Genomic DNA, 23,740 nt, shown 5'->3' with positions numbered 1-23,740 from the left:
GCTTGATTGCCTCTCGGTGCGGTAGGAAGTAATACCAAATGCTTAGTGGCTAAATGTGCCCAATAGTAATGGGCTTCTTGACACCAAGGGCAACCTCTGCTAACTTAAATTATAAGCCACCGAAGTGGTGGTTTTTTCTTTCCCAAAAGGAGAGAGATGGCTGTCGATAAGATCATCGTTAAGGGGGCAGGAGAGCATAACTTAAAGAATATCGATGTCGAGATCCCCCGGGACAAACTGGTGGTGATAACCGGGGTCTCGGGATCGGGAAAATCGAGCCTCGCCTTCGACACCATCTATGCCGAAGGGCAAAGGCGTTATGTGGAGTCCCTCTCCGCCTATGCCCGGCAGTTCCTCGAACAGATGGAAAAACCGGAGGTGGAATCGATCGAAGGCTTATCCCCGGCAATAGCCATCGAACAGCGAAGTGCGAGCAAAAACCCCCGCTCCACCGTAGCCACGGTAACCGAGATATACGATTACCTCCGGGTCCTCTTCGCCCGGGTAGGGCATCCCCATTGCCCCATCTGCGGCAGAGAGATCTCATCCCAGACGGTCCAGCAGATAGCGGATAGGATACTCGAGCTTCCTCAGGGGGAAAAGATTATGATCCTCGCCCCGATCGTCCGAGGGAGAAAAGGGGAGTTCCGCCGGGAGTTCGAGAAACTGATGGCGAGGGGATTCATCCGGGCGAGGATAGATGGCGAGATCCATCTCCTATCCGAAGAGATAAAACTCGACAAGAACAAAAAGCACGAGATCGAGGTGGTGGTGGACCGGCTGGTGGTGAAGAAAGGGATCGAAGGAAGGCTCGCCGATTCCATCGAGATCGCCTTGGAGCTTGCAGACGGTGTGGTGGTAATAGCGCGGGAGAACGGGGAGGACCAGCTCTTTTCCGAGCGATTAGCCTGCGTTTACTGCGGGGTGAGCATCCCCGAGCTATCCCCGAGGGTGTTCTCCTTCAATTCTCCCTACGGTGCCTGCCCGGTATGCGACGGTCTCGGAGTGATGCGGGAGATATCGCCGAAGAAGATCATCCCCGATGAGGGGAAATCCCTTGCCGAGGGGGCGATAAGGGTGGTGAGTGACAACCCCTATTCCTATCAGTATCAGATGCTCGAATCCCTTGCTAAGCACTATGGTTTCAGTATGAGGACCCCGTTCCGTGATCTTCCGGAGAGGGCGAAGGAAGCGATCCTCTACGGCACCAAGGGGAGAATAGAGTTCGACATAAAGAAGATCAACCGCCACTATCGCTTTTACGCTCCATTTGAGGGGATCATCCCCAACCTGATGCGGCGGTACCAGGAGACCGACTCCGAGGCGGTGAGGGAGGAGATCGAGCGGTATATGTCGCTCCGTCCCTGTCCTGAATGCGGTGGGGCGAGGCTGAGGAAGGAGAGTTTAGCGGTTACTGTTTCCGGTAAGAATATCGCCTATTACACCTCCCTCTCGATAAAGGAGGCAGCTAAGGTTTTCTCAAAGCTCAAGCTATCTCCCAAAGAGGAACTGATTGCAGAGAGGGTGTTAAAGGAGATAAGGGAACGGCTTCAGTTCCTGATGAATGTGGGCCTCGATTATCTCGAGCTCAACCGGGCAACCTACACCCTCTCCGGAGGTGAGGCACAACGGATAAGGCTCGCCACCCAGATCGGGTCCCGCCTTATGGGGGTGCTCTACATCCTCGATGAGCCGAGCATTGGGCTCCATCAGCGGGACAACCGCCGACTCCTCGATACTCTCTGCAAACTCCGCGACCTGGGAAACACGGTGATCGTGGTGGAGCACGACGAAAGGACGATAAGGACCGCCGATTATGTCATTGATCTGGGACCGGGAGCGGGCGAACAGGGAGGAGAGGTCGTCTTCGCCGGACCGCCGGATGAGCTCGAAAAATGCGATCGTTCGATCACCGGGAAATACCTCTCGGGGAAACTCCGCATCCCCCTTCCGGAAAAAAGGAGAAAGCCCAAAGGGAAATTCCTGGTGATAAGGGGCGCAGAGGAGCATAATCTGAAAAAGATCGATGTGAAGATACCGCTCGGCCTCTTCACTGCGGTTACCGGGGTTTCGGGATCAGGGAAAAGCACCCTCATAGATGAGATCCTTTACCGGGCGCTTGCCTCCCAGATATACAAATCGCCCGAGGAGCCAGGAAAGCACGAGAGGATAGAGGGAATAGAGCATATAGACAAGGTAATAAACATCACCCAAGATCCGATAGGAAGAACCCCTCGCTCCAACCCCGCCACCTACACCGGCGTTTTCACCCACATCAGGGAGCTTTTCTCCCGGCTTCCGGAATCGAGGATGCGGGGGTATCGTCCCGGTCGGTTCAGCTTCAATGTGAAAGGAGGGCGGTGCGAAGCCTGTGAGGGGAACGGCATCATTAGGATCGGAATGCACTTCCTCCCCGATGTTTACATCACCTGTGATCAGTGCAAGGGGACGAGGTTCAACCGGGAGACCCTCGAGGTGAAGTACAAGGGGAAGAACATCGCCGATGTGCTAAATATGACGGTGAACGAAGCGCTGAAGCTGATGGGGAACATCCCCAGTATCAGGAGAAAGCTTGAGACCCTGGTAGATGTGGGTTTAGGCTACATCAAGCTGGGCCAGCCGGCACCCACTCTCTCCGGAGGTGAGGCGCAGAGGGTGAAGCTCGCCCGCGAGCTGTCCAAGAGAAGTACTGGCCGTACCCTTTACATCCTCGACGAGCCGACCACTGGCCTTCACTTCGATGATATAAAGAAACTCCTCGCCGTTTTGTCCCGGCTGGTGGACTTAGGGAATACGGTGGTGGTGATCGAGCACAACCTTGATGTGATAAAATGTGCCGATTACATCATTGATCTCGGTCCTGAAGGAGGCGAGGAAGGAGGACGGGTAATAGCCACCGGCACCCCGGAGGAGGTGGCAGAGGTAGAGGGTTCCTATACCGGGCAATTCCTCCGCGAGGTATTAAGGAGGGAAAGGGCACTCTCCCATAATTGAAATTGACAAGCTCAAACGCCCCTCCCTATAATAATTTCTCGTGATAACCGGTCCCTCATAATCCACCACGGGGAGCTGTAAGATGACTATGGGGCTCAATACCGAGGTCACTCATAAGGGAAAGACCTTCCACATCCAAACCGAGGAACGAGGAGAAGCTCCTCTGCTGATAGAAACGCTGATCTATGAAAAGGGAAGGATCGTTGCCTCGCGGAGGACCTATATAAATAAAGAACTCAGCAAGGAAGAGAGACTAACCCTGATGCGGAGGCAACACAGAACGGTGGTGAGCGAGATAGCGAGCGGTAAACTCAGGTTTGACCATCAAGAAAAACTGGAGGAAAAACGCCCCCTCTCCCCCACAGGAAGCCTCGACGATCTCATCATCAACCATCTATCATCCGCCCTGAATGTTGAGGGATTGAACCTGAAACTCCTCTCCTTTTCCCAGGGGGAAATAGAGAATGAAATCTTCCTTAAAGTAGCGACCACTCGTGGTATCACCGAGAAACCGCTTATGGGTATCCGAGTTTCGTTTAAACTAATCCGTGAGGGGCATCCACCTATTGAGATCGTCTCTGCCCTTACCAACGAGGAGGGCACCTGTGAAGTGAGGGTCCCTTTGCCCTGCGGAAAAATAGAGGATTACGCCCTCCTCATCGAGGCAGAGGGTAAAGAGGGAAGCGATCGACTAATCCAACCCTTAACTGGAGAGGAGAATGAAGAAAGATGAGATCCTTGAGCCGGATAAGAAAAAAATAGAAGAACGGCTCAAGGACGAGACCTTGGAAGCTCTCACCAAAAAGCGAAAGGAGGCAGAGGAGGAGTTCAACCGGCGTCTTACCGCGGTTGATGAGCTCTTTCGAAGATCGATAGAAACGGGAAAGGGGGAACGGGTTGGCATAATCTTAGCCGACCTAAACCGCTGGATAAACGAAAGAGTTAGTGAGAGACAGAAACCCCTTATAATCCGGGCTATCCGGGCGGTGGGGAGGAAGATCCTCTCCTTCTTTTTCGGCGATCCCCTTGGGTTCGAGACAACCTCGCGGATCATCGACTTCCTCAATCGGGAAAACGAGATAAGAAACGAGATAATTTTGGCGGAGCGGGAGCTGAACCAGGCGATGATCCACCTCTTCCAGTCAATAATCCCCCTAATCGCTGCCAAGGAGGCGGAGCTCCTCCGTCTGGTTACCCACCTCCCCATAAAGCGGATGGATCTCATCCTCGAGGACATAGGGAAAAAAGAGGAGGAACTCACCTCTCTTGCCCTCAGGCTTTCCAAGGAGCTCGAAAGCCTTAAAAAGGGAAAATGAGTAGAAAGCCGAGGATCGCTTTTTTCAGCCCACTTCCCCCGGCGAAATCGGGCATCGCCGATTACTCCGCCGAGCTCATCCCCCTTCTTTGGGAGGAGTTCGAGATAGACATCTACATCGATGAAGGGTACAGCCCCACCTCCTCCTTCAAAGAGAAAGCCTTTCCCGCCTCGGAATTCTCCTTCAGGAATATCAAAGACCCCTACCAACTCATCATTTATCAAATGGGAAATTCAGGATACCATCAATACATCTACCCCTTCCTTCTTTCTCACCCCGGGCTCACCGTTCTGCACGACTACAACCTTCACCATTCACGGCTCAAATACTTTGTGGATAGAAAGAACCTCACCCCTTACATCGAAGAAATAGAATATTGTTATCCGGGGGAGAAGGGGAGGTTGTTAGCCCGGATAGTCGTTACCGGAATGGGAGGAAAGCCCCTTTACTTCCGCTTTCCTTACAACAAATTGGTGATAGATACCAGCCTTGCCGTGGCGGTACACCAGCGGTATCTTATCTCCCTGATCAACAAAGAACATCCTGAAGTGCCGGTATCGCTGATCAGGATGGGGGTGGCTGAATTGGAAGTGAGCGAGGAGGAGATCAAAAAACTGAAAAGGAAACATAACATCTGCGACGACGAAGTAGTGATCGCCTCCTTTGGCGCAGCTACCCCGGAGAAGCGGATCCCCTCGGTATTAAAAGCGGTGAAAAAACTTCTTCCTCAATTCCCTAACATCCGCTACCTGGTAGTGGGAAAACCTTCAGCGGAGCTCGATGTGGCAAAGGAGGCGGAAAAATTGGGGATAAAAGATCGGGTGATAATAACCGGCTTCGTCCCCTACGATGATTTTGCCACCTACCTCGCCATCTCCGATATCGGGGTTAACCTGCGCTATCCCACTGTCTACGAGACCTCCGCCACCCTCCTTCGGATTATGATGGCGGGAAAACCAGTCCTCATCTCAGAGCTTCCCCATTTAGCAGACATCCCCGATGAATGCGTGATGAGGATATCCCTGATCAACGAGGAAAGGGCGTTGGTAAGCGCCCTCAGCAAGCTTATTGAGGATAAGAGACTCCGGGAGGAAATGGGGGAAAAAGCAAGAAGATACGCCAAAAAGGAACACACCCTTCCCCTGATGAAGGATGACTATATAAAGGCGATAGAAAAGGCGCTCTCCCTTCCTGGAAAGAAGAGGAGAATAGATCGCTCAAATCTTCCTCCTTTTCTCCGCCACTGGCGAGAGAAGGCTCTCTCCGATCTATCTTCAATCTTAGCCCCATTCGGAGCCAAGATAGGCGATCTTCCCCCAGAGCTGGTCAAAGAGATGGAGATAATCCTCTAATAATTAAGAGGCGGCAGAGAGAAGGGCTTTTATCGTCTTCTCCCAGGTGATATCCTTTACCCTGCAGTAACCCGCCTCACCGAGCCTTCTCGCCAAATCCTTATCCTTAAAGAGGAGTTCTATCCTCTTTGCCACAGCTTCCGGTTCCGGCTGGCAGATAAAACCGGTTTCTCCCTCCTCAACGAATTCGAGAATACCTCCGGAATCCTTCCCGGTTATCACCGGCTTTTTCGAGGTAAACGCCTCCACAGTAACATAGCCGTAGTCCTCATCAATGGGGGCGAAGTAAACGGCAAAGGCATTGGCATAGAGGCGATACAGCTCCTCTTCGGGGACGAAACCGAGGAAGTCCACCCGATCCCTTACCCCGAGCTCCCGCGCTAATTGCTCAAGCTTCTCCCTCCTCGTCCCTCTTCCTACGATCTTCGCTCGTATCCTTTTATCGGTATGGGCAAGGGCGCGAAGGAGGAGGTCTATCCGCTTATCCTCCTCCAGCCGTGAGGCAGAGAAGATGAAATCCCCATAGCCCTCGGTATAATATCGTTCCGGATGAGGTAAGGGAGGGTAAAGGGGTTCTGCCTTCAAGCCATTATATCTCTCCAGCCTTTCCGCCACATTTCTCGAAATGGCAAAAAGCGCCCGCGCCTCGGACAGGGCGAGCTTATCCATCTTGATTATCATCTCCCTTATCTCGTTGTCTTCTTTACTATGAGCATCGAAGCCGGAGTAGATGGTGCCGTAGAAATCATACACCTGACGGAACTGGTGCACCAGCCAGACCACTTTATTCTTGTGGCGGGCGAGATAGGAGGGGAATTTGGTAGCGATGAGGATGTCTATGCTAACCCCATGCGCCTCAGAAAGATCGAGCAGGCGCCAAGCTAAAGCGTGATGGAAGATATTGCGATTGGGATACCACTTGAAGGGAAGCTGGGTCACATCCACCTGATAGCCGAGCCGACGGAGATGCTCGGAGAGGGAGGAGATCAGCTGTTCTGCCCCTCCACGAAAGAAAGGCACCTGGGCGCCACAAAGAAGCACTCTCGTATCCGCCGGGGCTTTGAGAAGCGCCAATTGCTACCCTCCTTATTTTGTAAGGAAGGTAGCACAGCTTTTCATCCATTGTCAAACAGGAAAGAAAAGAAAAGACCGTTTGTCCCTATCCCCATATTTGTAGGGGTTTTATATCTCAATCTATGTAGGGACAGGGCTCGTTCCTGTCCGCCCTATTGAGAAAAACGGGCAATTATCAAAAATGCGGACAGCGGCGAGGGCTGTCCCTCCACTCTAAAGAGATGATCGGTGATACTTGCGCCCCTCTTATCTTTCACAAGGAACCGAGCATACCGTTATATTCTCTCCATATCTTGTGTAGGGACAGGGCTTACCCTTCTCCTAAGCCTGACTTGATTCTCAGAACCGATAGCTAAGACCGAGAAGGAGCTTCCATATCTGCTCTTCCCCCGAGAGGACATTTCCCAACCGCCACTCTCCCCTCAAGAAATGTCTCTTGCTAAATCTGTACCTAAGTCCAACGCCCACATCCAATGGAGAGAAAAAGGAATCCGAGTTGGAGAGGGTCTCAGTACGGGAGGAATCATCAGAATATGCTTTATGGCTCTCAGACCACCGATAGTAACTGTTTCCCAGATAGAGGAAGAGATCATACCTTTTATCCCTCTGACGAAGGAGATAGAAGTAGAGACCGAAATAAAGATCGAGCTCGGACCCCACCTTAGAGACGCTGGTGAAATTCCTGGAGCCACCGAAGCTCTTCTTAAAATTCACCCTTGCCGAGCTTGCCAAGTTATAATCCCACATCAGGGGAACATACCCTACCGATACCGCGAAGGAGATCCGATCGTTGAACCTTCTCTCATACCCAATATCAAAGGAGAGGTAACTTTCCGCTCCGTCGCCTATGCAAAAATAACCGCTTACATAGCCCGCTATTTCGTTCTTCCTCTCATCATCACCAAGGGCTAAGGCGGAGCTAAAAAGAAGAAGAATGATGAGAGGAACCACAAATCTCCTACTCGATAAACCGATCGATACCTTCATCGGAGCACCTCGTATTTGTTTAAAACCTGAAGCCCAAACGAGCGATTACCTGATAGGTAGAAAAATCCCCGCCGGGGTTGAGAACCCGCAGCATCAGCTTCAAGACCCCCTTTTCTCCCAGGGGGCACCCGATCCCACCACCGAAGAGGAAGAAGGAACCGTTCTTCCGATATCTAACATCCTTAGAATTGGCAAGGTTGGAAGAGGTCCAGTTGTATACATTGATGTCCACATAATCACCGCACCAGCCGATCCCTGCGTTGGCAAAGGGTTTAATCCGCGGGGAAAGATCGAAGGAGTACTCCGCACTGAGGGTGGAAAATAAGCGATACTGGCTTCTTACCCGTATGATGATCTCATCCTGGGTAGCATCCCCCACCAAATCCGCAAACTGTCGGAAATCGAGTTCGGGGAGGTGATAGGCTACGCCAAAGCCGAAGGAAAGGGCGAAGTTCTCCACCGGATAGAAGGAAAAACCGACCTCAGGCGAAAAACCAAAGCTGGAAGTGGCATAGGAAATACCGCCGGATAAGGAAACCTCGAACCGCTTTCCCTTCTCTTCAGCCAAGGCGAGAACGGCGCTTCCCAAGAGAAGGATGACCAGCAACATCCTTCCTATGCATTTCATAGCCTCCTCCTTTTGCGATTCATCAAGGTCATTGAGCCATTTAAATATAACTATATAATTTTCGTTTCACTATTTTTCTTTAAAATCATAATTTAGTTTAACCCTTCATCTAAGAATATGTCAAGAAAATCTCTCCCAGCTGAATCGTCCGCTAAAAAATCAATCCCAAAGCCGCCTCAGAAGAGAAGAGGTAAGCGAGTAAATGCGCTCTTCTAAAGTTGACAATAGATAGGGATTTTGCTACCTTGATTACGCTGATCAAAGAGAGGGAAAGAAGATCGACCAAATTCGAGGAGGGGGAAAAGTGAACATCGCAATAGTTGGCACTGGCTATGTAGGGCTGGTCACCGGCGCCTGTTTCGCCGAGTTTGGCTTAAAGGTCACCGGCATCGACAAAGATAAAGAGAAGATCGAGATGCTCAATCGGGGGGAGATCCCGATTTATGAACCAGGGCTCGAGGAAAAGATAAAGAAATATATGGCGGAAGGGCTCCTCACCTTCACCACCGATATCGCCGAAGGGGTAAAGAAGGCGCTTGTCATCTTCATCGCTGTGGGTACCCCACCGAAGGAGGATGGTTCCGCCGATCTCTCCTATATTGACGAGGTAGCAAGAAGCATCGCCGAAAATATGAACGGCTACAAGGTGATCGTCACCAAGAGCACGGTACCAGTGGGAACCGGCGAGCGGATAAAGCGGATCATCAAAGAACACCAGAAGGAGAAGGTCAACTTCGATGTGGTCTCGAACCCCGAGTTCCTCCGTGAGGGTTCAGCGATAGAGGACTTTATGCGACCCGATCGGGTGGTAATAGGGGCGGAGTCGAGTGAGGCGATAGCCATTATGAAGGACTTATACTCCCCTTTATTCCTCATCGAGACCCCGTTTGTAATAACCAACATCGAGACCGCGGAGATGATAAAATACGCTTCCAACGCCTTCCTCGCCACCAAGGTCTCATTTATCAACGAGATGGCAAACCTCTGCGAGCTGGTGGGAGCTGATGTCCACATAGTAGCGAAGGGGATGGGGCTTGATAAACGGATCGGTCCCAAATTTCTCCACCCAGGACCAGGGTTCGGCGGAAGCTGCTTTCCCAAAGATACTCGGGCAATCGTCCAGATCGCTGAGGAGAAAGGGTATGATCTATCCATTGTGAAGGCGGTAATCGGGGTGAACGAGAGGCAGAGGGAGTTGATGGTGGAGAAGATAGCCCGGGTAATTGGAGAGCTAAAAGGGAAGGAGATCGCCGTGCTTGGCCTTTCCTTCAAGCCAAACACCGACGATATCCGAGAATCACCCGCCATCGCGATAGTAGGAAGGTTAAAAGAGAAAGGGGCGAAGATAAGGGCATATGATCCGGCAGCTATGGAGAATACGAGTAAGATATATCCCGATATCGAATATGCAAGCGACCCTTACGATGCCGTCTCCGGTTGTGATGCGATGGTGATCATCACCGAGTGGAACCAGTTCCGCAATCTCGACCTCGAACGGATAAAGAGCCTGATGAAAAAACCGGTTATGATCGATCTCCGAAACATCTACGAGCCAGAGCGGATGAAGAAGCTCGGCTTCATCTACGATTGCGTAGGACGGGTGAGGCGAAGCGAGTTCGCGAAAGAAAAAAGAGATGACTGAGGAATTCGAGAAAAGGGTAGAGAAACTACGCAACATCATCCGGGGAAAGAAAAAGGGAGAAAAGTTCGCCCCACCGATCTACGAGGGGATAAAAAATCTCATCGAATATCAGAAAGCAGTGGACCGAATGGAGGGAATGATCCAGTTCCCCAAACCTTCCTCTGGTGAGGCAATCCGCTTTCTAAACGAGCATTACCTCATCGACGCTCCGGTCCACTATAGCTCCCGGCGCAGGGTGGTCGGCAAGCTCCTCGTGCTTTTCCGGCGAGTCCTTCGTCCCCTTCTTTATGGCGTTTTCTCCCCTTATTTCGAGAGACAGAGGGAATTTAACGCAGGGCTTGTCCGGGCATTAAACGAGATCATCTCGGAGTTAAACAACCATCTGAACCGACTGAACGACAGAATAAACGAGATAAACACCGATTTCTCCTCAAGGGTGGGCTCCTTCTTCTCCGAGCTTTCCCAGGGCTTAACCTCCCGAATGGATCTCCTCTACTCCCGCCTCGAGGGAAACATCATCACCCTGGAGAACATAGTAGAGGAGCTTAAAGAAGAAACAAAAGCCTTCTCCCAATTTACCGAAAAGGCGGGAAGGGATATCTCCGACCTCAAGATGGGGGAGCTCTCGCTCAGAAAGAAGCTGGAACATCTCCTCTCCGAGCTCAAGGAGGCATTAGCCGCGGTGGGAGAGGAAAGAAAGAGAAAGCTAACGAAAGTAGCCAAGGAAAAGGAGGGGCTTTCCGATCATTACTACTTCACCTTCGAGACGAGACACCGGGGTAGCGAGGAGGAAATAAAAAGAAGGCAGAGGATATATCTCAAATACTTTCACCTGGGCGATAAGGTGCTCGATCTCGGCTGTGGAAGGGGGGAATTTCTCCAGCTCTTGAAGGAAGAAGGAATTGAGGGCTATGGGATCGATCTGAATGAAGAAATGCTCCTTCGCGCTCGCGAAAAGGACCTTAAGGTGGTGAAGGCGGAAGCGGTCTCTCACTTAGAAACACTTGCTCCGGGGGGGGTAAGCGGTATCTTTGCCTCCCAGCTGATCGAACATCTTCCCCCTGAGCAAGGGAAAAAACTGGTTGAACTCGCCTGGGAGAAGCTACCTTCTGGGGGACGACTTATCCTGGAGACGGTGAATCCGGGGAGCCTTTTCGCCCTTTCTCACTTCTTCACCGACCCCTCCCATATCCGCCCCATTCATCCTGAGGCGCTTCGCTTTCTTTATGAGGCAGCGGGCTTTTCCAAGGTGGAGGTCATCTTCCTCTCTCCGGTTCCTGAAGAGGGAAAATTAGAACCCCTCACCCCACCTCCAAGCTTGGGGGAACCACTAATCAGCCAATTCGCCAAGCTCAACAACAACATCAAACGGCTGAATGACCTCATCTTCGGTTATCAGGATTACGCGGTGATAGGGGAAAAATGAAGAAAGCTACCCTCAAACTTATCGCAGCCCTCGGGGCGATAGCCTTTATAATATCCCTCGTTTTCTTCCTCACAAGGGAAAGCTCTGCCAGCTATTACCTTCTCGATCATCTCGATAGGATGAAGCCGGAACTCATCACCCCCTACCAGATCGATATGGGGCGGGAACGGACATTTCTCCTGAACGGATGGGGGGAAGAGGAGTTATGGTTGGGAAAGAAACCTTTCCTTTGGGCGCTTTCCGGCGAAGCCCATCTCTCCGCCCATCTCTTTCCGGTGAGTAATGGGGAATTGATCCTCTCCGCTCGTCCCTTCGAACACCCTAAGGGTGAAAAGCTAAAGGCAAATATCCTTCTAAATGGGAAGGGGCTTTCCGAAATAGAGCTAAAGGAAGAATGGGAAAGATACCGAATACTGCTCCCGAGGAATATACTCAGAAATCGGGAGAACCGGGTTGATCTTTTCTTCTCCTATGCCATATCTCCACACGATCTTGACAGGAAAAACGACGATACGAGAAGGCTCTCCGCCGCCTTTGACCTGATCTCTCTCCCCGCTTACCTCACGAGCGCCAAAATAGGAAAAGAAACGAGAACCGCTTTAACCGCTCCCTCTCCCTATCGGGTGAGCTTTCCGATTAAGGTTCCTTCTAAGGGAAAGCTCTCTTTCGGGATAGGCATCTTGAACCGAGAGGGGAAAAGGAGGATAGTACGCTTTTCGGTGGCTTTGCGAAGGGGCAATAGGGAGAAAACCCTCTTCGATAGAGTAGTAGACACCTCGAGTCCTGAGGGAGGTGGATGGCAGGACTTCACCCTTGATCTTTCCCCTTATCAGGGGAAGGAGGGAGAACTCGTTTTCAGCGCAACCCCCCTCATCAAATCTCTTTCCCTTCCCGATAAAAAGGGAGCAAAAGAGAACATAATCGCCTGCTTTTCTGATCCAGTGATCTACCAGGAGAAAAAAAGCAGGCTTCCCAATATCATCCTCATCTCCATCGATACCCTGAGAGCGGATCATTTAAGCTGTTATGGCTATCCAAGGGAAACGAGCAAAAACATCGATAAACTGGCGAAGGAGGGGGTGATATTTACCGAGGCGATCGCTCCTTCCCCCTGGACCCTCCCCTCCCATATCTCGATCCTCACCTCGCTTTACCCCTCGTTCCATGGAGTGATTAAGGTGGATACCGCCCTTGATCCCAATGTCCCCATCCTCACCGAGCACTTGAGGCGTCGTGGCTTCGCCTGCTACGCCTTCGTGAGCCACGATTTCGTCTCGGAAAAATACGGATTTGCTCGCGGGTTCAACCGGTTCTTCTTCTCACAGGAGGCAAGGGCAAGAGAGGTAACCGACTTCGCCATCAAGACCATCGAGGGAAACAACCGCTTCCCCTTCTTCCTCTTCCTCCACTACTTCGACCCCCACCTGGATTATACCCCACCTCCACCGTACGATAAGCTCTTCGACCGGGATTACAAAGGGAAAATAGATGGGACAAGGGATAGCATAGAGAAAGCAAGAAGGGAAGGGCTTTCCAAAGCCGACCTAAACCACATCACCGCTCTCTACGATGGGGAGATCGCCTATACCGACAGCCAGCTTGGGCGTCTCTTCGCCAAACTCGAGGAAACCCGCCTTATCGACGATACTCTGGTCATCATCACCTCAGACCACGGAGAAGAATTCCTGGAACATGGAAGCTTTGGACACGGAGAGACCCTTTATGAGGAGATGCTCCGGGTACCCCTTATAATCCATTTCCCAAAGGGGAAATACGCCGGACGAAGGGTAGATGTGGAGGTCTCCACCATCGACATCGCCCCCACCACTCTCGCCTTTCTCAACCTCTCTCCTCTCCCTGGAGAGCAAGGGGAAAATCTTCTTCCCTACCTTAAAGGGAAGATACCTCCTTCGCGGTTCCTGATGAGTGGTGCCAATAAGTTCGGACCGAAGAAACATTCCATCCGGGGAGAGAACCACAAATACATCCTGACGATCTATCCTCCTTCAGGGGCGAAGGAAGAGTTTTACAATCTGAGCTCCGATCCAAAGGAGAAGAAAAACCTCATCGGATCCAAACCGCCACTTTTCGCCCGGATGAAAAAGGAACTACTCTCCTTTATCAAACGGGCTCATCGAGTAGTAGGAAGAAGGATGAAACGGCGAATCCATCTCGACGAGGAGACGAAAAACAGACTACGGGCGCTGGGGTATATAAAATGAGAGGGACGGTCTTAATCCTACACGCTCAAATGCCGTTCATCCACGGGGGGGCAGAACTTCTGGTCGAGCTCCTCAAGGATAACTTCGTCCGTCGGGGGTACAAGACCGACATCGTCGCCCTTCCTTTTCGTTGGTTTCCAAAGAGCAATGTCCTTAAAGATGCCCTGCTCTGGCGGTTCCTCGACCTCTGGGACGATGCGGGTAAGGAGATAAACCTGGTCATCGCCACCAAGTTCCCCTCCTATCTCATCCGCCATCCGAACAAGGTAGTCTGGCTCTTTCATCAGCACCGGGAGGCATACGATGTCTTCGGCACCAAGCTCAGTAGCCTTAACAACAGCCCCGAGGATATCACCCTAAGGGATGCCATCGTGGAGCTGGACAACATCACCTTAAGGGAGGCAAGGAGGCTTTTTTCCGGCTCGAAGACGGTGGCAGGAAGGCTCAAAAAATACAATGGCCTTGACGCCAAAACCCTCTACCCCCTTCCCCGACTGAAGGATGAATTCCGCCTCGAAGAATATGGCGATTTCATCCTCTATGCGGGAAGGCTCGACTGGGTGAAACGAGGCGATCTCCTCATCGAGGCGATGAGATATGTCCGCTCGCCGGTTCGGGCACTCATCGCTGGTTCTGGTCCTTTCCGCCCTCATCTGGAATATTTGATAGAGAAATATGGTCTTAAAGATAGGGTGAAGCTCCTCGGCTTCGTTCCCGATTCCCAACTCATCCACCTCTACGCAAGCTCGCTTGCTGTCTTCTTCGCCCCCATTGGGGAGGATTTCGGCTATATCACCATCGAGGCTTTTCTTTCCAAAAAACCGGTGCTGACCGCTCCTGACTCTGGAGGGGTGCTCGAGTTCGTTGAGGATGGGAAAACGGGCTTCATCATCCCCCCTTCTCCCGAGCTCTTCGCCGAGAAGATGGACCTCCTCTACGAGAAGAGGAAGCTGGCTAAGGAGCTCGGCGAGGAGGGATACCGCAGGGTGAAGGACCTCTCCTGGGATTATGTTATCGACCATCTGACGGAGATATTGAGGGAGGGTTAAGTTGCGGATCGCCTACTTCTCTCCGTTAAGCCCGATAAAAAGCGGTGTCTCCCACTACTCGGAGGAATTACTCCCCCTCCTTCAGGAGGAGTTCGATATCGACCTCATCATCGACGATTACCAACCGACCAATAAAGAGATAACCTCCCGCTTTGAGACGATAAACTACCTCCGCTACGACTGGCTCTTAAAGGAGCGGGGCTACGATATGAACATCTATCAACTGGGAAACAACCCCTACCATGTCTATATCTACAATACCTTAAAGAAATACCCGGGCATCGTGGTGCTCCACGAGGGAATGCTCCATCATATGATCCGAGCGCTCACCATCCCCTTCTTCGACGAGGCGAGCTACTATCGGGAACTTAAGGAGAACCATGGCGAGGAAGGGGAGAAGGTGGCAAAGCTCGTTCTTTCCGGGCTCGGGAGCAATCTTTTTTATTTCCTTTATCCCTGCTTCCGCCGGGCGGTTGAGCTCTCGCTCGGAGTAATCGTCCACAACCGGTATCTCAAGGATCTGGTAGAACGGGAATGCCCCGATGTGCCGGTCTCATTCGTCCCTATGGGGATAAAGCCCTCGGAGAAGAGGGATGGAAGAAAGCTCAAGGAGGCGCTTGGGCTTTCAGATAGCTACATCATCTCAAGTTTTGGGCTCTTTTCCGAGATGAAAGGGGCACGCACCATACTGAACATATTCGCCCATTTCCACTCCCTCTACCCCAACTCCTACTTCTTCATCGTGGGCGAGGTATCGAACGAACTCCCTTTAGATTCGATGCTCGCCGAGCGAGGGATATCGGACAAGGTGAGAACCACTGGGTTTGTGGAGAAAGAAACCTATGAGGACATAATAGCGATAACCGATGTCGCCCTAAACCTGCGCTATCCTACCGGTGGTGAGACCTCGGCAAGCCTGCTCCGGCTTATGTCCGCAGGGAAGCCGGTCATAACCTCGAACCTGGGCCAATTCAGGGAACTCCCCGATGATACCGTTATCAAGATAGATCCGGGAAAATACGAGGAAATGGAGCTCTTCTACACCCTCGAGCTCCTCTATTGGCGACCTGATCTCCGCCAGGCCTATGGGGAGCGAGCGAGGGAGTACATCATAAAAAACCACCCTTTGGAAAAAGAAGTGGAAGGATACATCTCCTTTATCAAGGAACTTAAAGATAAAAGCAAGCGAGAGCTCGCCAAAGCGCAGAGGAGGGTTGCCAGGGAAAGGGCAAAATTCGCCAAAAAGCTCTATCATGAGCGTTTATCGCAACTCGCCGACTTCAAAAATATAAACCACCCCTACCCCGAAATAATAAAGAGGGCGATCTCGGAACTCGGGATCGGCGGAAGAGGAAAGGAGGAATGAGATCAAATGCATCTGCTTTTCGGAATGATCTCTCTGCTCATCATCTTCGCCATTCCTGGATATTCTCTCTTCCTCACCCCCTTCGGAAGGAAAGCCTCTCGTAAGCTTGATCCCTTTGAACTTATCTTCCTCATCGTCTTAGTAAGTACCATCGCCTCGAGCTGGTTTGGCTTGCTACTTGCCGAGTTCGCCCATTTCTCCTTAGTAAACCTGCTGTTTGCTGATATTCTTTTCTCTCTCCTTCTGATACTCGGCACGAAAAGCAAACTAACGCCTTTCCGCCCCGGCCTTCCTCTTAAACGATCCCACCTCATAATAATCGCCATCCTCATCCTTGCTCTCTTCCTCTTCGGCAAGCCCGGGGAGTGCATCTTCGGAGGGAGGGACCCCGGGGTCTATGTCAATATGGGGATTAACATCGCCAAAAGGGGCTCGATAATCTTCGAGAATAAAGCAAGTGCAGTCCTTCCCCCTGAACTCAAGCCCCTTTTCCTCAAGGGGTTCAGGCCCAATCAGATGGGGATCTACATCGCCTCAAAAAGCAAGCTTACCTTGGTGCCCCAGTTCTATCATCTCTTTCCCCTTTGGTACGGCATCCTCTACTCCATTTTCGGGATAAGGTTCGCTTTATTCCTTCCTGCCATCTTCGGGGTCCTTGGAGTGGGGGCACTCTATCTCCTCGGAAAGAGGTTCTACGGGGAAAAGGTAGGGCTCTTAGCCTCCTTCCTCCTTTCCATTAATGTGATCGCCATCTGGTTCGCCCGTTTTCCTACCTCGGAAATACTGGTCCAATACCTTCTTCTTTCCGGGATATTCCTCCTCGATCTTTTCCTCGAAGAGGGGGATCCAGTCTTCGGAGTGCTCTCCGGTCTTTCCCTCGGATTAACAATGCTGGTACGGGTCGATTGCTCGCTCTTGGTGATTCCCGCCTCCCTTTTTGTCCTCGGCCTTTTCCTCTCCCACTTCGGTAAAAAAACGCTATTCTTTGCCCTTCCTTTTTCCCTCCTCGTTCTCCATTTCTTCCTCCACGGCGAGTTCATCGCTCACTATTACCTCTGGAACACCTTTGCCCGGGTGTTAAACGACATCAAACTATGGATGAAACTTGCTCCCATTGCCCTTCTTCTCTTCCTCATCGCGGTGATCATCTCCTCGAGGCTGAAAGCGCTCTTCAGGCGGGTGATCGCCTACAAACATCCACTCCCCCTTCTTACCGCTATTTCCCTCTCGCTCGCTCTCTTCTATGCCTACTTCTACCGCCCCTACTTCATCTACGGCTGGAACGATCCGAATGCGGGCACCTACCACCGGATGGGCTGGTTCCTCACCGACTTCGGCGTCATCGCGGGGAGTATTGTCTTCGTTTATCTCTGGTACCGGCTGAGGCGGGGAGCGGAGTTCTTCTTCCTCTCCTCACTTCTCTTCTTCGCCGGTTTCTACTTCTACCGGATACGAGTGATACCGGACTACTTCTGGGTGATGCGGCGGTTCGTTCCCTTAATCTACCCAGGATTAGTGCTATTTATCGCTTACCTCATAGGTAAACTCTGGGACCTTGGACAAAGAAAAAGATTCCTCAGGGTAGCAAGTATTCTCATCCTCGCCTATCTTCTTTACTCCTTCATCTCCTACGATAAGCTCATCTATCCCCATCGGGAATTTGCTGGCGCTATCAACCTCGTTAAGGAGCTAAAGAGGGAGATAAAACCGGGAAGTCTGGTAATAACCGAGAACATCTCCACCTCACTCATCCACCTCGTCTCCCTTCCCCTAAGCACCTTGAGCGGTTCCGAAGTAGCTGAGCTCCGCTACTTCAAGCTCTCCCCTTGGCTTCTTGAAAAGCTCCTCCCCTACTGGCGAAAGAACTTCCGCCAAATCTATCTCCTAACGAGCTGGCGGACAGAGATTCCCGATGGTCCCTACTACTTCGGGCTCGTCGAGGAGAAGTGGTTCAAAAGCTCATTTATGGAGTTCAGCTACAACCGCCCTCCACGAGAGGAAAAGGGCATCTATATCAAGATGACCTTGAAAAGGCTTATTCATCCCTCTGAACTCTCCAAAGAGGGGAAAACGATCGATGTGGGCGAGGACGACATCCTCCTCCGTTCCGGCTTCTACCAGAAGGAGAAAGAGGGGACGGTGAGTTTCCGCTGGACGGGCAGAATAGCCTCGGTATATCTCCCCTCCTTAGCCAATGCTTCAACCATCACCCTGCGGATGGATGGAGGAAGGCCCAAGGGGATAAAAAAGCCAGAGGTGAGCTTTTACCTTCTCAACGAAAAGATCGGGGAGCTCACGGTAGAAAACGGCTTTAATACCTATCGCATCCCCATACCGGAAAGAATAAGGAAAAAGCTCACCCGGGAGAAGATGCCCATCCTCTATATCAAATCGACCACGATGAACCCCGCTCGTGATCTCGGCTCGCCTGATATCAGGGAGCTCGGGGTGAAGATAGACTACATCAGCTGGGATTAGACATCCCGCCTCTCATTTGGTATATTATCGAATAAAAGGAGGAAAGGATTGAAGCTCATCATCCAGATACCTTGTCTGAACGAAGAGGAGACGCTCCCCATCACCCTGAAGGACATCCCGAGAGAGATACCCGGGGTGGATGAGGTGGAGATACTCGTCATCGATGACGGCTCAACCGACCGGACGAGCGAGGTGGCGAAGAAGCTCGGGGTAGATCATATCATCCGCTTCACCGAGAGAAAGGGGCTGGCTGTCGCCTTTATGACCGGGCTCGATGCTGCCCTTAAGCTTGGAGCGGACATCATCGTCAACACCGATGCCGACAATCAGTACTACGGAGGAGATATCCCCAACCTGATAAAGCCGATCCTCGAGGGGAAAGCGGACATCGTAGTGGGCGACCGGAATGTAGAGAGCATCCCCTACTTCTCCTTTATAAAGAAGAAGCTCCAGAAGCTCGGCAGTTGGGTGGTGCGTCAGCTTTCAGGAACCAAAATACCTGACGCCACCTCCGGTTTCCGCGCCTACAACAGGGAGGCGGCGTTGAGGATAAACATCGTCTCTCAGTTCACCTATACCCTGGAGACGATCATCCAGGCGGGAAAGAAGAACATAAGTATCACCCACATTCCGGTGCGGACGAACGAGAAACTCAGGGAATCACGGCTCTATACATCCACCTGGAACTACATCAAAAAATCGGCAAGCACCATCCTCCGGGTATATGCGATGTACGAACCGCTAAAGGTCTTCTCCATCATCGGAGGCATCCTCTTCCTGGCTGGTCTCGCCATCTCCGTCCGCTTCCTCTATTACTACTTCACAGGGAATGGGGCAGGACATATCCAATCGCTCATCTTAGCTTCAATTCTCCTCATAATCGGCTTCCAGATAAGCTTAATCGGCCTCGTCTCAGACCTGATCTTCGCCAACAGAAAGCTTATCGAGGACCTTCTTTACCGGGTAAGAGGGCTCGAACTCCTCCTCAATAAGAAGCCGGAAATTCATTATCATAATAAAAAGAGGGAAAAAACTAACCGTTGAGGCGTTCGGCGATCGCCTTCCCCTGGGAAAGGGCGTCCTCCATTGCTGAGTATTCCCAAGCACCGTATCTCCCGATAGAAAATATCCCCTCTCCTTCAAGAAACTCCTTGATCAAGGGAAGGACCTTTCTCCTCTCCTCGTCGTAGATCACATAACCGTACTTGATATCAAGAGGAAGCCTCAACACGATCTCCTTCTCGTTCTCTATTATTCCCGCTTGAATAAGCCCCTTTATTATCTTGGCATCTATCCTTTCCCTATCGAGGGGACGATGAGGAGAGTAAGAGACCTCGGTATAGATAGCCGAAAACCCAGGAGGAGCCATCTTCCGGGAGAAGAAGGTGGGGAAACCAATCCGGTAGAAGGGGAACTCCCGCTCGGGGAAATAGACCCAGTGCCTTTTTCTCCTTTTTCTTCCTCTTATCCCTAAGTTCAAGTTATAAACCGAGGCATAGGAAAGAGCTTTTCCCGCCTTCATTATCTCCTCGGGAAGGGGGTTTATCCGCTTAAGAAGCTCGGGAAGGGGAATGGTGGAGATAAGGAAGCGGTAGGGAACCTCGCCTCCCCTCGAAAGGAGAAGTTTTTTCCTTTTGATATCGATCCCCTTCACTTCTACGCCGGTATTTATGTCACCAACCTTAGAAGCGATCGCCCGGGGTAGAACCTCTATCCCCCCCTCTTCGGGATAATAGAAAAAGGCGTTGTAGCCAAACCCCTTTGGCTGATCGGAGAGGGCACCAGCGATGACCTCCCGCAAGCTCGGGGTGGGGACAAACCCGGAAAGCCAGTCAGTAGTAAGCCTTCTCGGATGAACCGTCCATAGCTTCTCATTATAGGGAATCATAAAGTGTTTGGCGATTCCCTTCCCGAAATGGCGAAGGATCCAACCCTCAAAGGTCTCTCCTCCATTATGCCCCTTGTCTCTCTGCGCTTCGATGAAACCCAGGATGCATTCCGCCTGCACCTCAGGGGGGAGTCCGTAGGTATTCGCCTGAAAGGGATAACGGGTGTAGATCCCCTTGGAATAGATAAAGGAGGAACGGCGGTGTCGTCTCAAGTTTCCCCCAAGGAGGGAGAAAACCCACTTCTTTATATCCTCTTTCTTAAAGTGAAGGAGATGTCCGGTAAAATCGAAGGTAAAGCCATCCCGCTTTATACTGCGACAAAGCCCTCCCACTCGCTCCTCCCTCTCGAAGAGGAGAAAGCTCCGTTTCAGATGATAGGCAGCAGAAAGCCCTGCTAATCCTCCCCCAATTATCACCACCTCTGCCATTACTTTTCCTCTCCTCGTATTTTTCTTCCCTCTCTGTTTACTTTGATGCACTTTTTATTTTACAATCTTTTGTGTTAAAATCGGTCTCTAAAAAGGTTCGGCGGCATTTTTAAGGAGAAAAATGGAGGAGAAGAGGCGGGTAAGCGTAGTCATCCCTGCCTATAACGAGGAAGGGATTATAGGGGAGGTAATCTCCGAAGTAAAAAAGCTATCCTTCGTCTCCGAGATCCTGGTAGTGGATGACGGCTCAAACGACAAGACTGCGGAGATCGCCGAAAGAAAGGGGGCGCGGGTCATCCGCCATCCTTACAACAAGGGAAATGGGGCGGCGGTAAAAACGGGGATAAGAAACGCTACGGGGGAGATCGTCGTCCTTATGGATGGCGATGGTCAACATAATCCAAGGGATATCGAGAAACTGGTTTCAGAACTCGCCGATTATGACCTGGTGGTGGGTACCAGGGGGAAGGATTATGCTTCTCCCTTGAGCAGGAAGTGGGGAAATCGCATACTTGCCCGACTTGCCTCTATGCTCACCGGGGTGAGGATACCGGATCTTACCTCGGGCTTCCGGGCGGCGGAGAGGAAACACCTCCTCGAGTTCGTCCATCTTTTCCCTAATGGCTTCTCCTATCCTACCACCTGCACCTTAGCCTTCCTCAAAGCGGGATATTCGGTCAAGTTCGAACCGGTCAATCAATTCAAGAGGAAGGGCGGAAGAAGCAAGATAAACCTGATATCCGACGGCATTCGCTTCTTTCTCCTCATTCTGAAAACGATCACCCTCTTCCATCCGCTCAAGATATTCATCCCCTTTGCCCTCTTCTTCCTCCTCTTGGGGGGAGGCTACGGCATCTATACCATAATAACTGAGCGCCATGTAACCAACTCCTCGGTGCTCTTAATCAGTATGGCGGTGATCATCTTCCTCGTAGGGCTGGTTTCAGAACAGATTGCCCTATTCCGCTTCGAAAGGAGGGAGTGATGAAGGACGATCTTGCCGAGGCGAAAAGGATATTCCGCTTAGAGGGCGAAGCCCTGAGGAAGGTGGGAGATAAGCTCGATGAGAATTTCGTCAAGGCGGTAGAGCTTCTTCTAAACTGTAAGGGAAGGATAATCATAACCGGGATGGGGAAGTCGGGCTTGATCGGGAAGAAGATCGCCTCTACCTTCTCCTCGACCGGCACTCCTGCCTTCTTTCTAAACGCCGCTGAGGCGAAACATGGAGACCTCGGCATCGTTACCTCCGATGATCTCGTCATCGCCATCTCCTATAGCGGGACCACTGAGGAGGTGGTTTCCCTCCTTCCCTATTTCAAACGGTTTGGGGTAAAGGTGATCGCTATCACGGGGAAACTCGATTCTCCCCTCGCCAAAAGTGCCGATGTGACCCTCGATGTTGGGGTGGAGAAGGAAGCCTGCCCCTTGGGGATCGTCCCTACCTCAAGCGCCACCGCCACTTTGGTTATGGGAGACGCCTTAGCCTCAGCCCTTCTCAGACGACGGAACTTCAAGAGGGAGGATTTCGCCATCCTTCATCCGGGAGGAACCTTGGGGAAGAAACTGCTCCTCCGGGTGCGCGACCTGATGCATTCGGGCTATGAGCATCCAATGGTCAACCACCAGGTCACCTTGAAGGAGGCGATATTCGAGATGACCTCCAAGGGTCTCGGCATCACCTCGGTGATAGACGATGAGGGGAAATTGGTAGGAGTGGTTACTGACGGCGACTTAAGACGTATCCTCGAGAAGAAAACGGAGGTCCTCGAGCTCCCCGTATCCCAAGTGATGACGAAAAACCCCAAGACAATAAAGGAAGAGACCCTGGCAGCGGAAGCACTCCGGGTGATGGAGGATTTCTCCATTACCGCCTTGATCGTAGTCGACAAAGAGAACCATCCCTATGCCACCATCCACCTCCACGATATCCTCAAGGCAGGGATCGCTTAATGGAAGATGGAGAGAAAGAAGAAGGGGTTAAAATGGCTTATCCGCGGGATCGGAATCGTCATCCTCGTCTACATCCTATCGCGGATAGATCTCGCTACCCTCGCCAAGCGTCTATCCTCGGCTGACTGGTCCTACATCCTCATCTCCGCCTCCCTCGCTCCTCTGTTCATCCTCCTTAAGGCATATCGCTTCCAGCTCATCTTGAGGAACTTGGGGGTAAAGGTAAAATTAGTCGAAACCTTCCACCTCTATGCCTTGGGACTTCTTGCCGGCATCGCTACACCGGGGCAGGTAGGGGAGCTCGCCAAAGGGGTCTATCTGAAAGGGAAGGGGTATCCCCTTTCCTCCTCCTTAATCGCGGTATTTTCCGATCGGGGGTTCGACATCGCTGGTCTTCTCTTCCTTTCCATAGGCTCGCTTATCCTCCTTCGCGGTCCTCTATATCACCATCTTTCCATCTTCGTCCTCCTCTTCATAATGGCGATAATCTTTCTCATTATCCTCCTTCATCCGAAGCTGAGGGAGCAGAGCATAAGGAAACTGGCACCCCTATTCCTGAAGAGAAAGGGAGGACTTGCACATAAAAACGAAGCTCTTCTCGAAAGTCCCTTTTCTTCAAAACACTTTCTCCTCCTTTTCGGAATAACGGTGATCGCCTTCCTCTTTGCCTTCTTCCGCTACCTCCTCCTCGCGCGTTCCTTAAGGATTGACATTCCCGTCCTTTCCTTCCTCGCTATGGTCATTCTTGCCCAGGGGGTAAGCCTCATCCCGATAACCGTCGCTGGACTGGGAACGCGGGAGGCGACGCTCATCCTCCTTTTTTCTCAGTTCAACATCTCCCCCGAGCTCGCGGTGAGCTTCTCCTTCCTCATCCTCTTCCTGATGCTCATAAACGCTGGCATTGGCCTTTTTTCTTGGCTTAAATTGTCAAGGTGAGAG

18 protein-coding genes are annotated in these 23,740 nt (G+C 51.6%); 14 read left to right on the top strand and 4 right to left on the bottom strand.

Annotation, left to right across the window (positions count from 1 at the left end; genetic code table 11):
• The first annotated feature begins 156 nt into the window (after positions 1-156).
• From uvrA to J7L64_09805, 4 genes are all read left to right on the top strand, one after another.
• A complete protein-coding gene (gene uvrA, locus J7L64_09820) occupies positions 157-2,994 on the top strand; it encodes an excinuclease ABC subunit UvrA (GenBank protein ID MCD6452640.1) in 2,838 nt (945 codons plus the stop codon).
• 82 nt (positions 2,995-3,076) lie between these two features.
• Entirely contained in the window at positions 3,077-3,727 is a 651-nt protein-coding gene (locus J7L64_09815) for a hypothetical protein (GenBank protein ID MCD6452639.1), read from the top strand.
• Positions 3,714-4,310, top strand: coding sequence for a hypothetical protein (locus tag J7L64_09810; protein ID MCD6452638.1), 597 nt, complete (start codon positions 3,714-3,716; stop codon positions 4,308-4,310). Before J7L64_09815 ends, J7L64_09810 begins: the two co-directional genes overlap by 14 nt.
• Positions 4,307-5,662, top strand: a complete 1,356-nt coding sequence (locus J7L64_09805) for a glycosyltransferase family 4 protein (protein ID MCD6452637.1) — start codon at positions 4,307-4,309, stop codon at positions 5,660-5,662. The genes J7L64_09810 and J7L64_09805 overlap by 4 nt, the downstream gene beginning before the upstream one ends.
• A 3-nt stretch (positions 5,663-5,665) precedes the next feature.
• Here the strand turns inward: J7L64_09805 and J7L64_09800 are convergent, their stop codons facing one another.
• From J7L64_09800 to J7L64_09790, 3 genes are all read right to left on the bottom strand, one after another.
• Positions 5,666-6,736: a glycosyltransferase family 4 protein gene (locus J7L64_09800; protein MCD6452636.1), complete on the bottom strand. Its 1,071-nt coding sequence runs from the start codon at positions 6,734-6,736 to the stop codon at positions 5,666-5,668.
• A 339-nt stretch (positions 6,737-7,075) separates the two neighbouring features.
• The gene (locus J7L64_09795) at positions 7,076-7,723 is read right to left on the bottom strand and encodes a hypothetical protein (protein MCD6452635.1); all 648 of its coding nucleotides are present in this window, start codon (positions 7,721-7,723) and stop codon (positions 7,076-7,078) included.
• 19 nt (positions 7,724-7,742) lie between these two features.
• Entirely contained in the window at positions 7,743-8,351 is a 609-nt protein-coding gene (locus J7L64_09790; protein MCD6452634.1) for a hypothetical protein, read from the bottom strand.
• Between the two features lie 304 nt (positions 8,352-8,655).
• Between J7L64_09790 and J7L64_09785 the strand changes: the two genes are divergently transcribed.
• The 7 genes from J7L64_09785 to J7L64_09755 are packed head-to-tail and all read left to right on the top strand — an operon-like array spanning position 8,656 to position 19,578.
• A complete protein-coding gene (locus tag J7L64_09785; protein MCD6452633.1) occupies positions 8,656-9,993 on the top strand; it encodes a UDP-glucose/GDP-mannose dehydrogenase family protein in 1,338 nt (445 codons plus the stop codon).
• Complete coding sequence (locus J7L64_09780) at positions 9,986-11,419, top strand: methyltransferase domain-containing protein (GenBank protein MCD6452632.1); 1,434 nt, start codon at positions 9,986-9,988, stop codon at positions 11,417-11,419. Before J7L64_09785 ends, J7L64_09780 begins: the two co-directional genes overlap by 8 nt.
• Positions 11,416-13,641 (top strand): sulfatase, encoded by a 2,226-nt coding sequence (locus J7L64_09775; protein MCD6452631.1) that lies wholly within the window; start codon positions 11,416-11,418, stop codon positions 13,639-13,641. Before J7L64_09780 ends, J7L64_09775 begins: the two co-directional genes overlap by 4 nt.
• A complete protein-coding gene (locus J7L64_09770; GenBank protein MCD6452630.1) occupies positions 13,638-14,690 on the top strand; it encodes a glycosyltransferase family 4 protein in 1,053 nt (350 codons plus the stop codon). The genes J7L64_09775 and J7L64_09770 overlap by 4 nt, the downstream gene beginning before the upstream one ends.
• A 1-nt stretch (position 14,691) precedes the next feature.
• Positions 14,692-16,056 (top strand): glycosyltransferase family 4 protein, encoded by a 1,365-nt coding sequence (locus tag J7L64_09765; GenBank protein ID MCD6452629.1) that lies wholly within the window; start codon positions 14,692-14,694, stop codon positions 16,054-16,056.
• 6 nt (positions 16,057-16,062) lie between these two features.
• Positions 16,063-18,534 carry a glycosyltransferase family 39 protein gene (locus J7L64_09760; GenBank protein MCD6452628.1) on the top strand — a complete coding sequence of 824 codons (2,472 nt, stop codon included), beginning with the start codon at positions 16,063-16,065 and terminating at the stop codon, positions 18,532-18,534.
• 48 nt (positions 18,535-18,582) lie between these two features.
• Positions 18,583-19,578, top strand: coding sequence for a glycosyltransferase family 2 protein (locus J7L64_09755; protein ID MCD6452627.1), 996 nt, complete (start codon positions 18,583-18,585; stop codon positions 19,576-19,578).
• On the opposite strand, the gene J7L64_09750 is transcribed toward J7L64_09755, so the two are convergent.
• The gene (locus tag J7L64_09750) at positions 19,568-20,851 is read right to left on the bottom strand and encodes an FAD-dependent oxidoreductase (protein MCD6452626.1); all 1,284 of its coding nucleotides are present in this window, start codon (positions 20,849-20,851) and stop codon (positions 19,568-19,570) included. The genes J7L64_09755 and J7L64_09750 overlap by 11 nt on opposite strands.
• A gap of 121 nt (positions 20,852-20,972) precedes the next feature.
• On the opposite strand from J7L64_09750, the gene J7L64_09745 reads away from it, so the two are divergent.
• The 3 genes from J7L64_09745 to J7L64_09735 are packed head-to-tail and all read left to right on the top strand — an operon-like array spanning position 20,973 to position 23,737.
• A complete protein-coding gene (locus J7L64_09745; GenBank protein MCD6452625.1) occupies positions 20,973-21,836 on the top strand; it encodes a glycosyltransferase family 2 protein in 864 nt (287 codons plus the stop codon).
• Positions 21,836-22,801, top strand: coding sequence for a KpsF/GutQ family sugar-phosphate isomerase (locus J7L64_09740; GenBank protein ID MCD6452624.1), 966 nt, complete (start codon positions 21,836-21,838; stop codon positions 22,799-22,801). Before J7L64_09745 ends, J7L64_09740 begins: the two co-directional genes overlap by 1 nt.
• Positions 22,802-22,807: 6 nt before the next feature.
• Entirely contained in the window at positions 22,808-23,737 is a 930-nt protein-coding gene (locus J7L64_09735; GenBank protein MCD6452623.1) for a flippase-like domain-containing protein, read from the top strand.
• Positions 23,738-23,740: the final 3 nt, after the last annotated feature.

This window comes from Acidobacteriota bacterium, from assembly GCA_021161905.1.
Classification (GTDB): Bacteria; Acidobacteriota; B3-B38; order Guanabaribacteriales; family JAGGZT01; genus JAGGZT01.
The sequence above is the reverse complement of the archived record's forward strand: the minus strand, read 5'-3'. Positions and strand labels throughout refer to the sequence as shown.

Bases quoted from the DNA above. Each gene is read 5' to 3' on its own strand.
- uvrA (MCD6452640.1), top strand. From the start codon at position 157: ATGGCTGTCGATAAGATCATCGTTAAGGGGGCAGGAGAGCATAACTTA.
- J7L64_09815 (MCD6452639.1), top strand. From the start codon at position 3,077: ATGACTATGGGGCTCAATACCGAGGTCACTCATAAGGGAAAGACCTTC.
- J7L64_09810 (MCD6452638.1), top strand. From the start codon at position 3,714: ATGAAGAAAGATGAGATCCTTGAGCCGGATAAGAAAAAAATAGAAGAA.
- J7L64_09805 (MCD6452637.1), top strand. From the start codon at position 4,307: ATGAGTAGAAAGCCGAGGATCGCTTTTTTCAGCCCACTTCCCCCGGCG.
- J7L64_09795 (MCD6452635.1), bottom strand. From the start codon at position 7,723: ATGAAGGTATCGATCGGTTTATCGAGTAGGAGATTTGTGGTTCCTCTC.
- J7L64_09790 (MCD6452634.1), bottom strand. From the start codon at position 8,351: ATGAAATGCATAGGAAGGATGTTGCTGGTCATCCTTCTCTTGGGAAGC.
- J7L64_09780 (MCD6452632.1), top strand. From the start codon at position 9,986: ATGACTGAGGAATTCGAGAAAAGGGTAGAGAAACTACGCAACATCATC.
- J7L64_09775 (MCD6452631.1), top strand. From the start codon at position 11,416: ATGAAGAAAGCTACCCTCAAACTTATCGCAGCCCTCGGGGCGATAGCC.
- J7L64_09770 (MCD6452630.1), top strand. From the start codon at position 13,638: ATGAGAGGGACGGTCTTAATCCTACACGCTCAAATGCCGTTCATCCAC.
- J7L64_09760 (MCD6452628.1), top strand. From the start codon at position 16,063: ATGCATCTGCTTTTCGGAATGATCTCTCTGCTCATCATCTTCGCCATT.
- J7L64_09750 (MCD6452626.1), bottom strand. From the start codon at position 20,851: ATGGCAGAGGTGGTGATAATTGGGGGAGGATTAGCAGGGCTTTCTGCT.
- J7L64_09745 (MCD6452625.1), top strand. From the start codon at position 20,973: ATGGAGGAGAAGAGGCGGGTAAGCGTAGTCATCCCTGCCTATAACGAG.
- J7L64_09740 (MCD6452624.1), top strand. From the start codon at position 21,836: ATGAAGGACGATCTTGCCGAGGCGAAAAGGATATTCCGCTTAGAGGGC.
- J7L64_09735 (MCD6452623.1), top strand. From the start codon at position 22,808: ATGGAGAGAAAGAAGAAGGGGTTAAAATGGCTTATCCGCGGGATCGGA.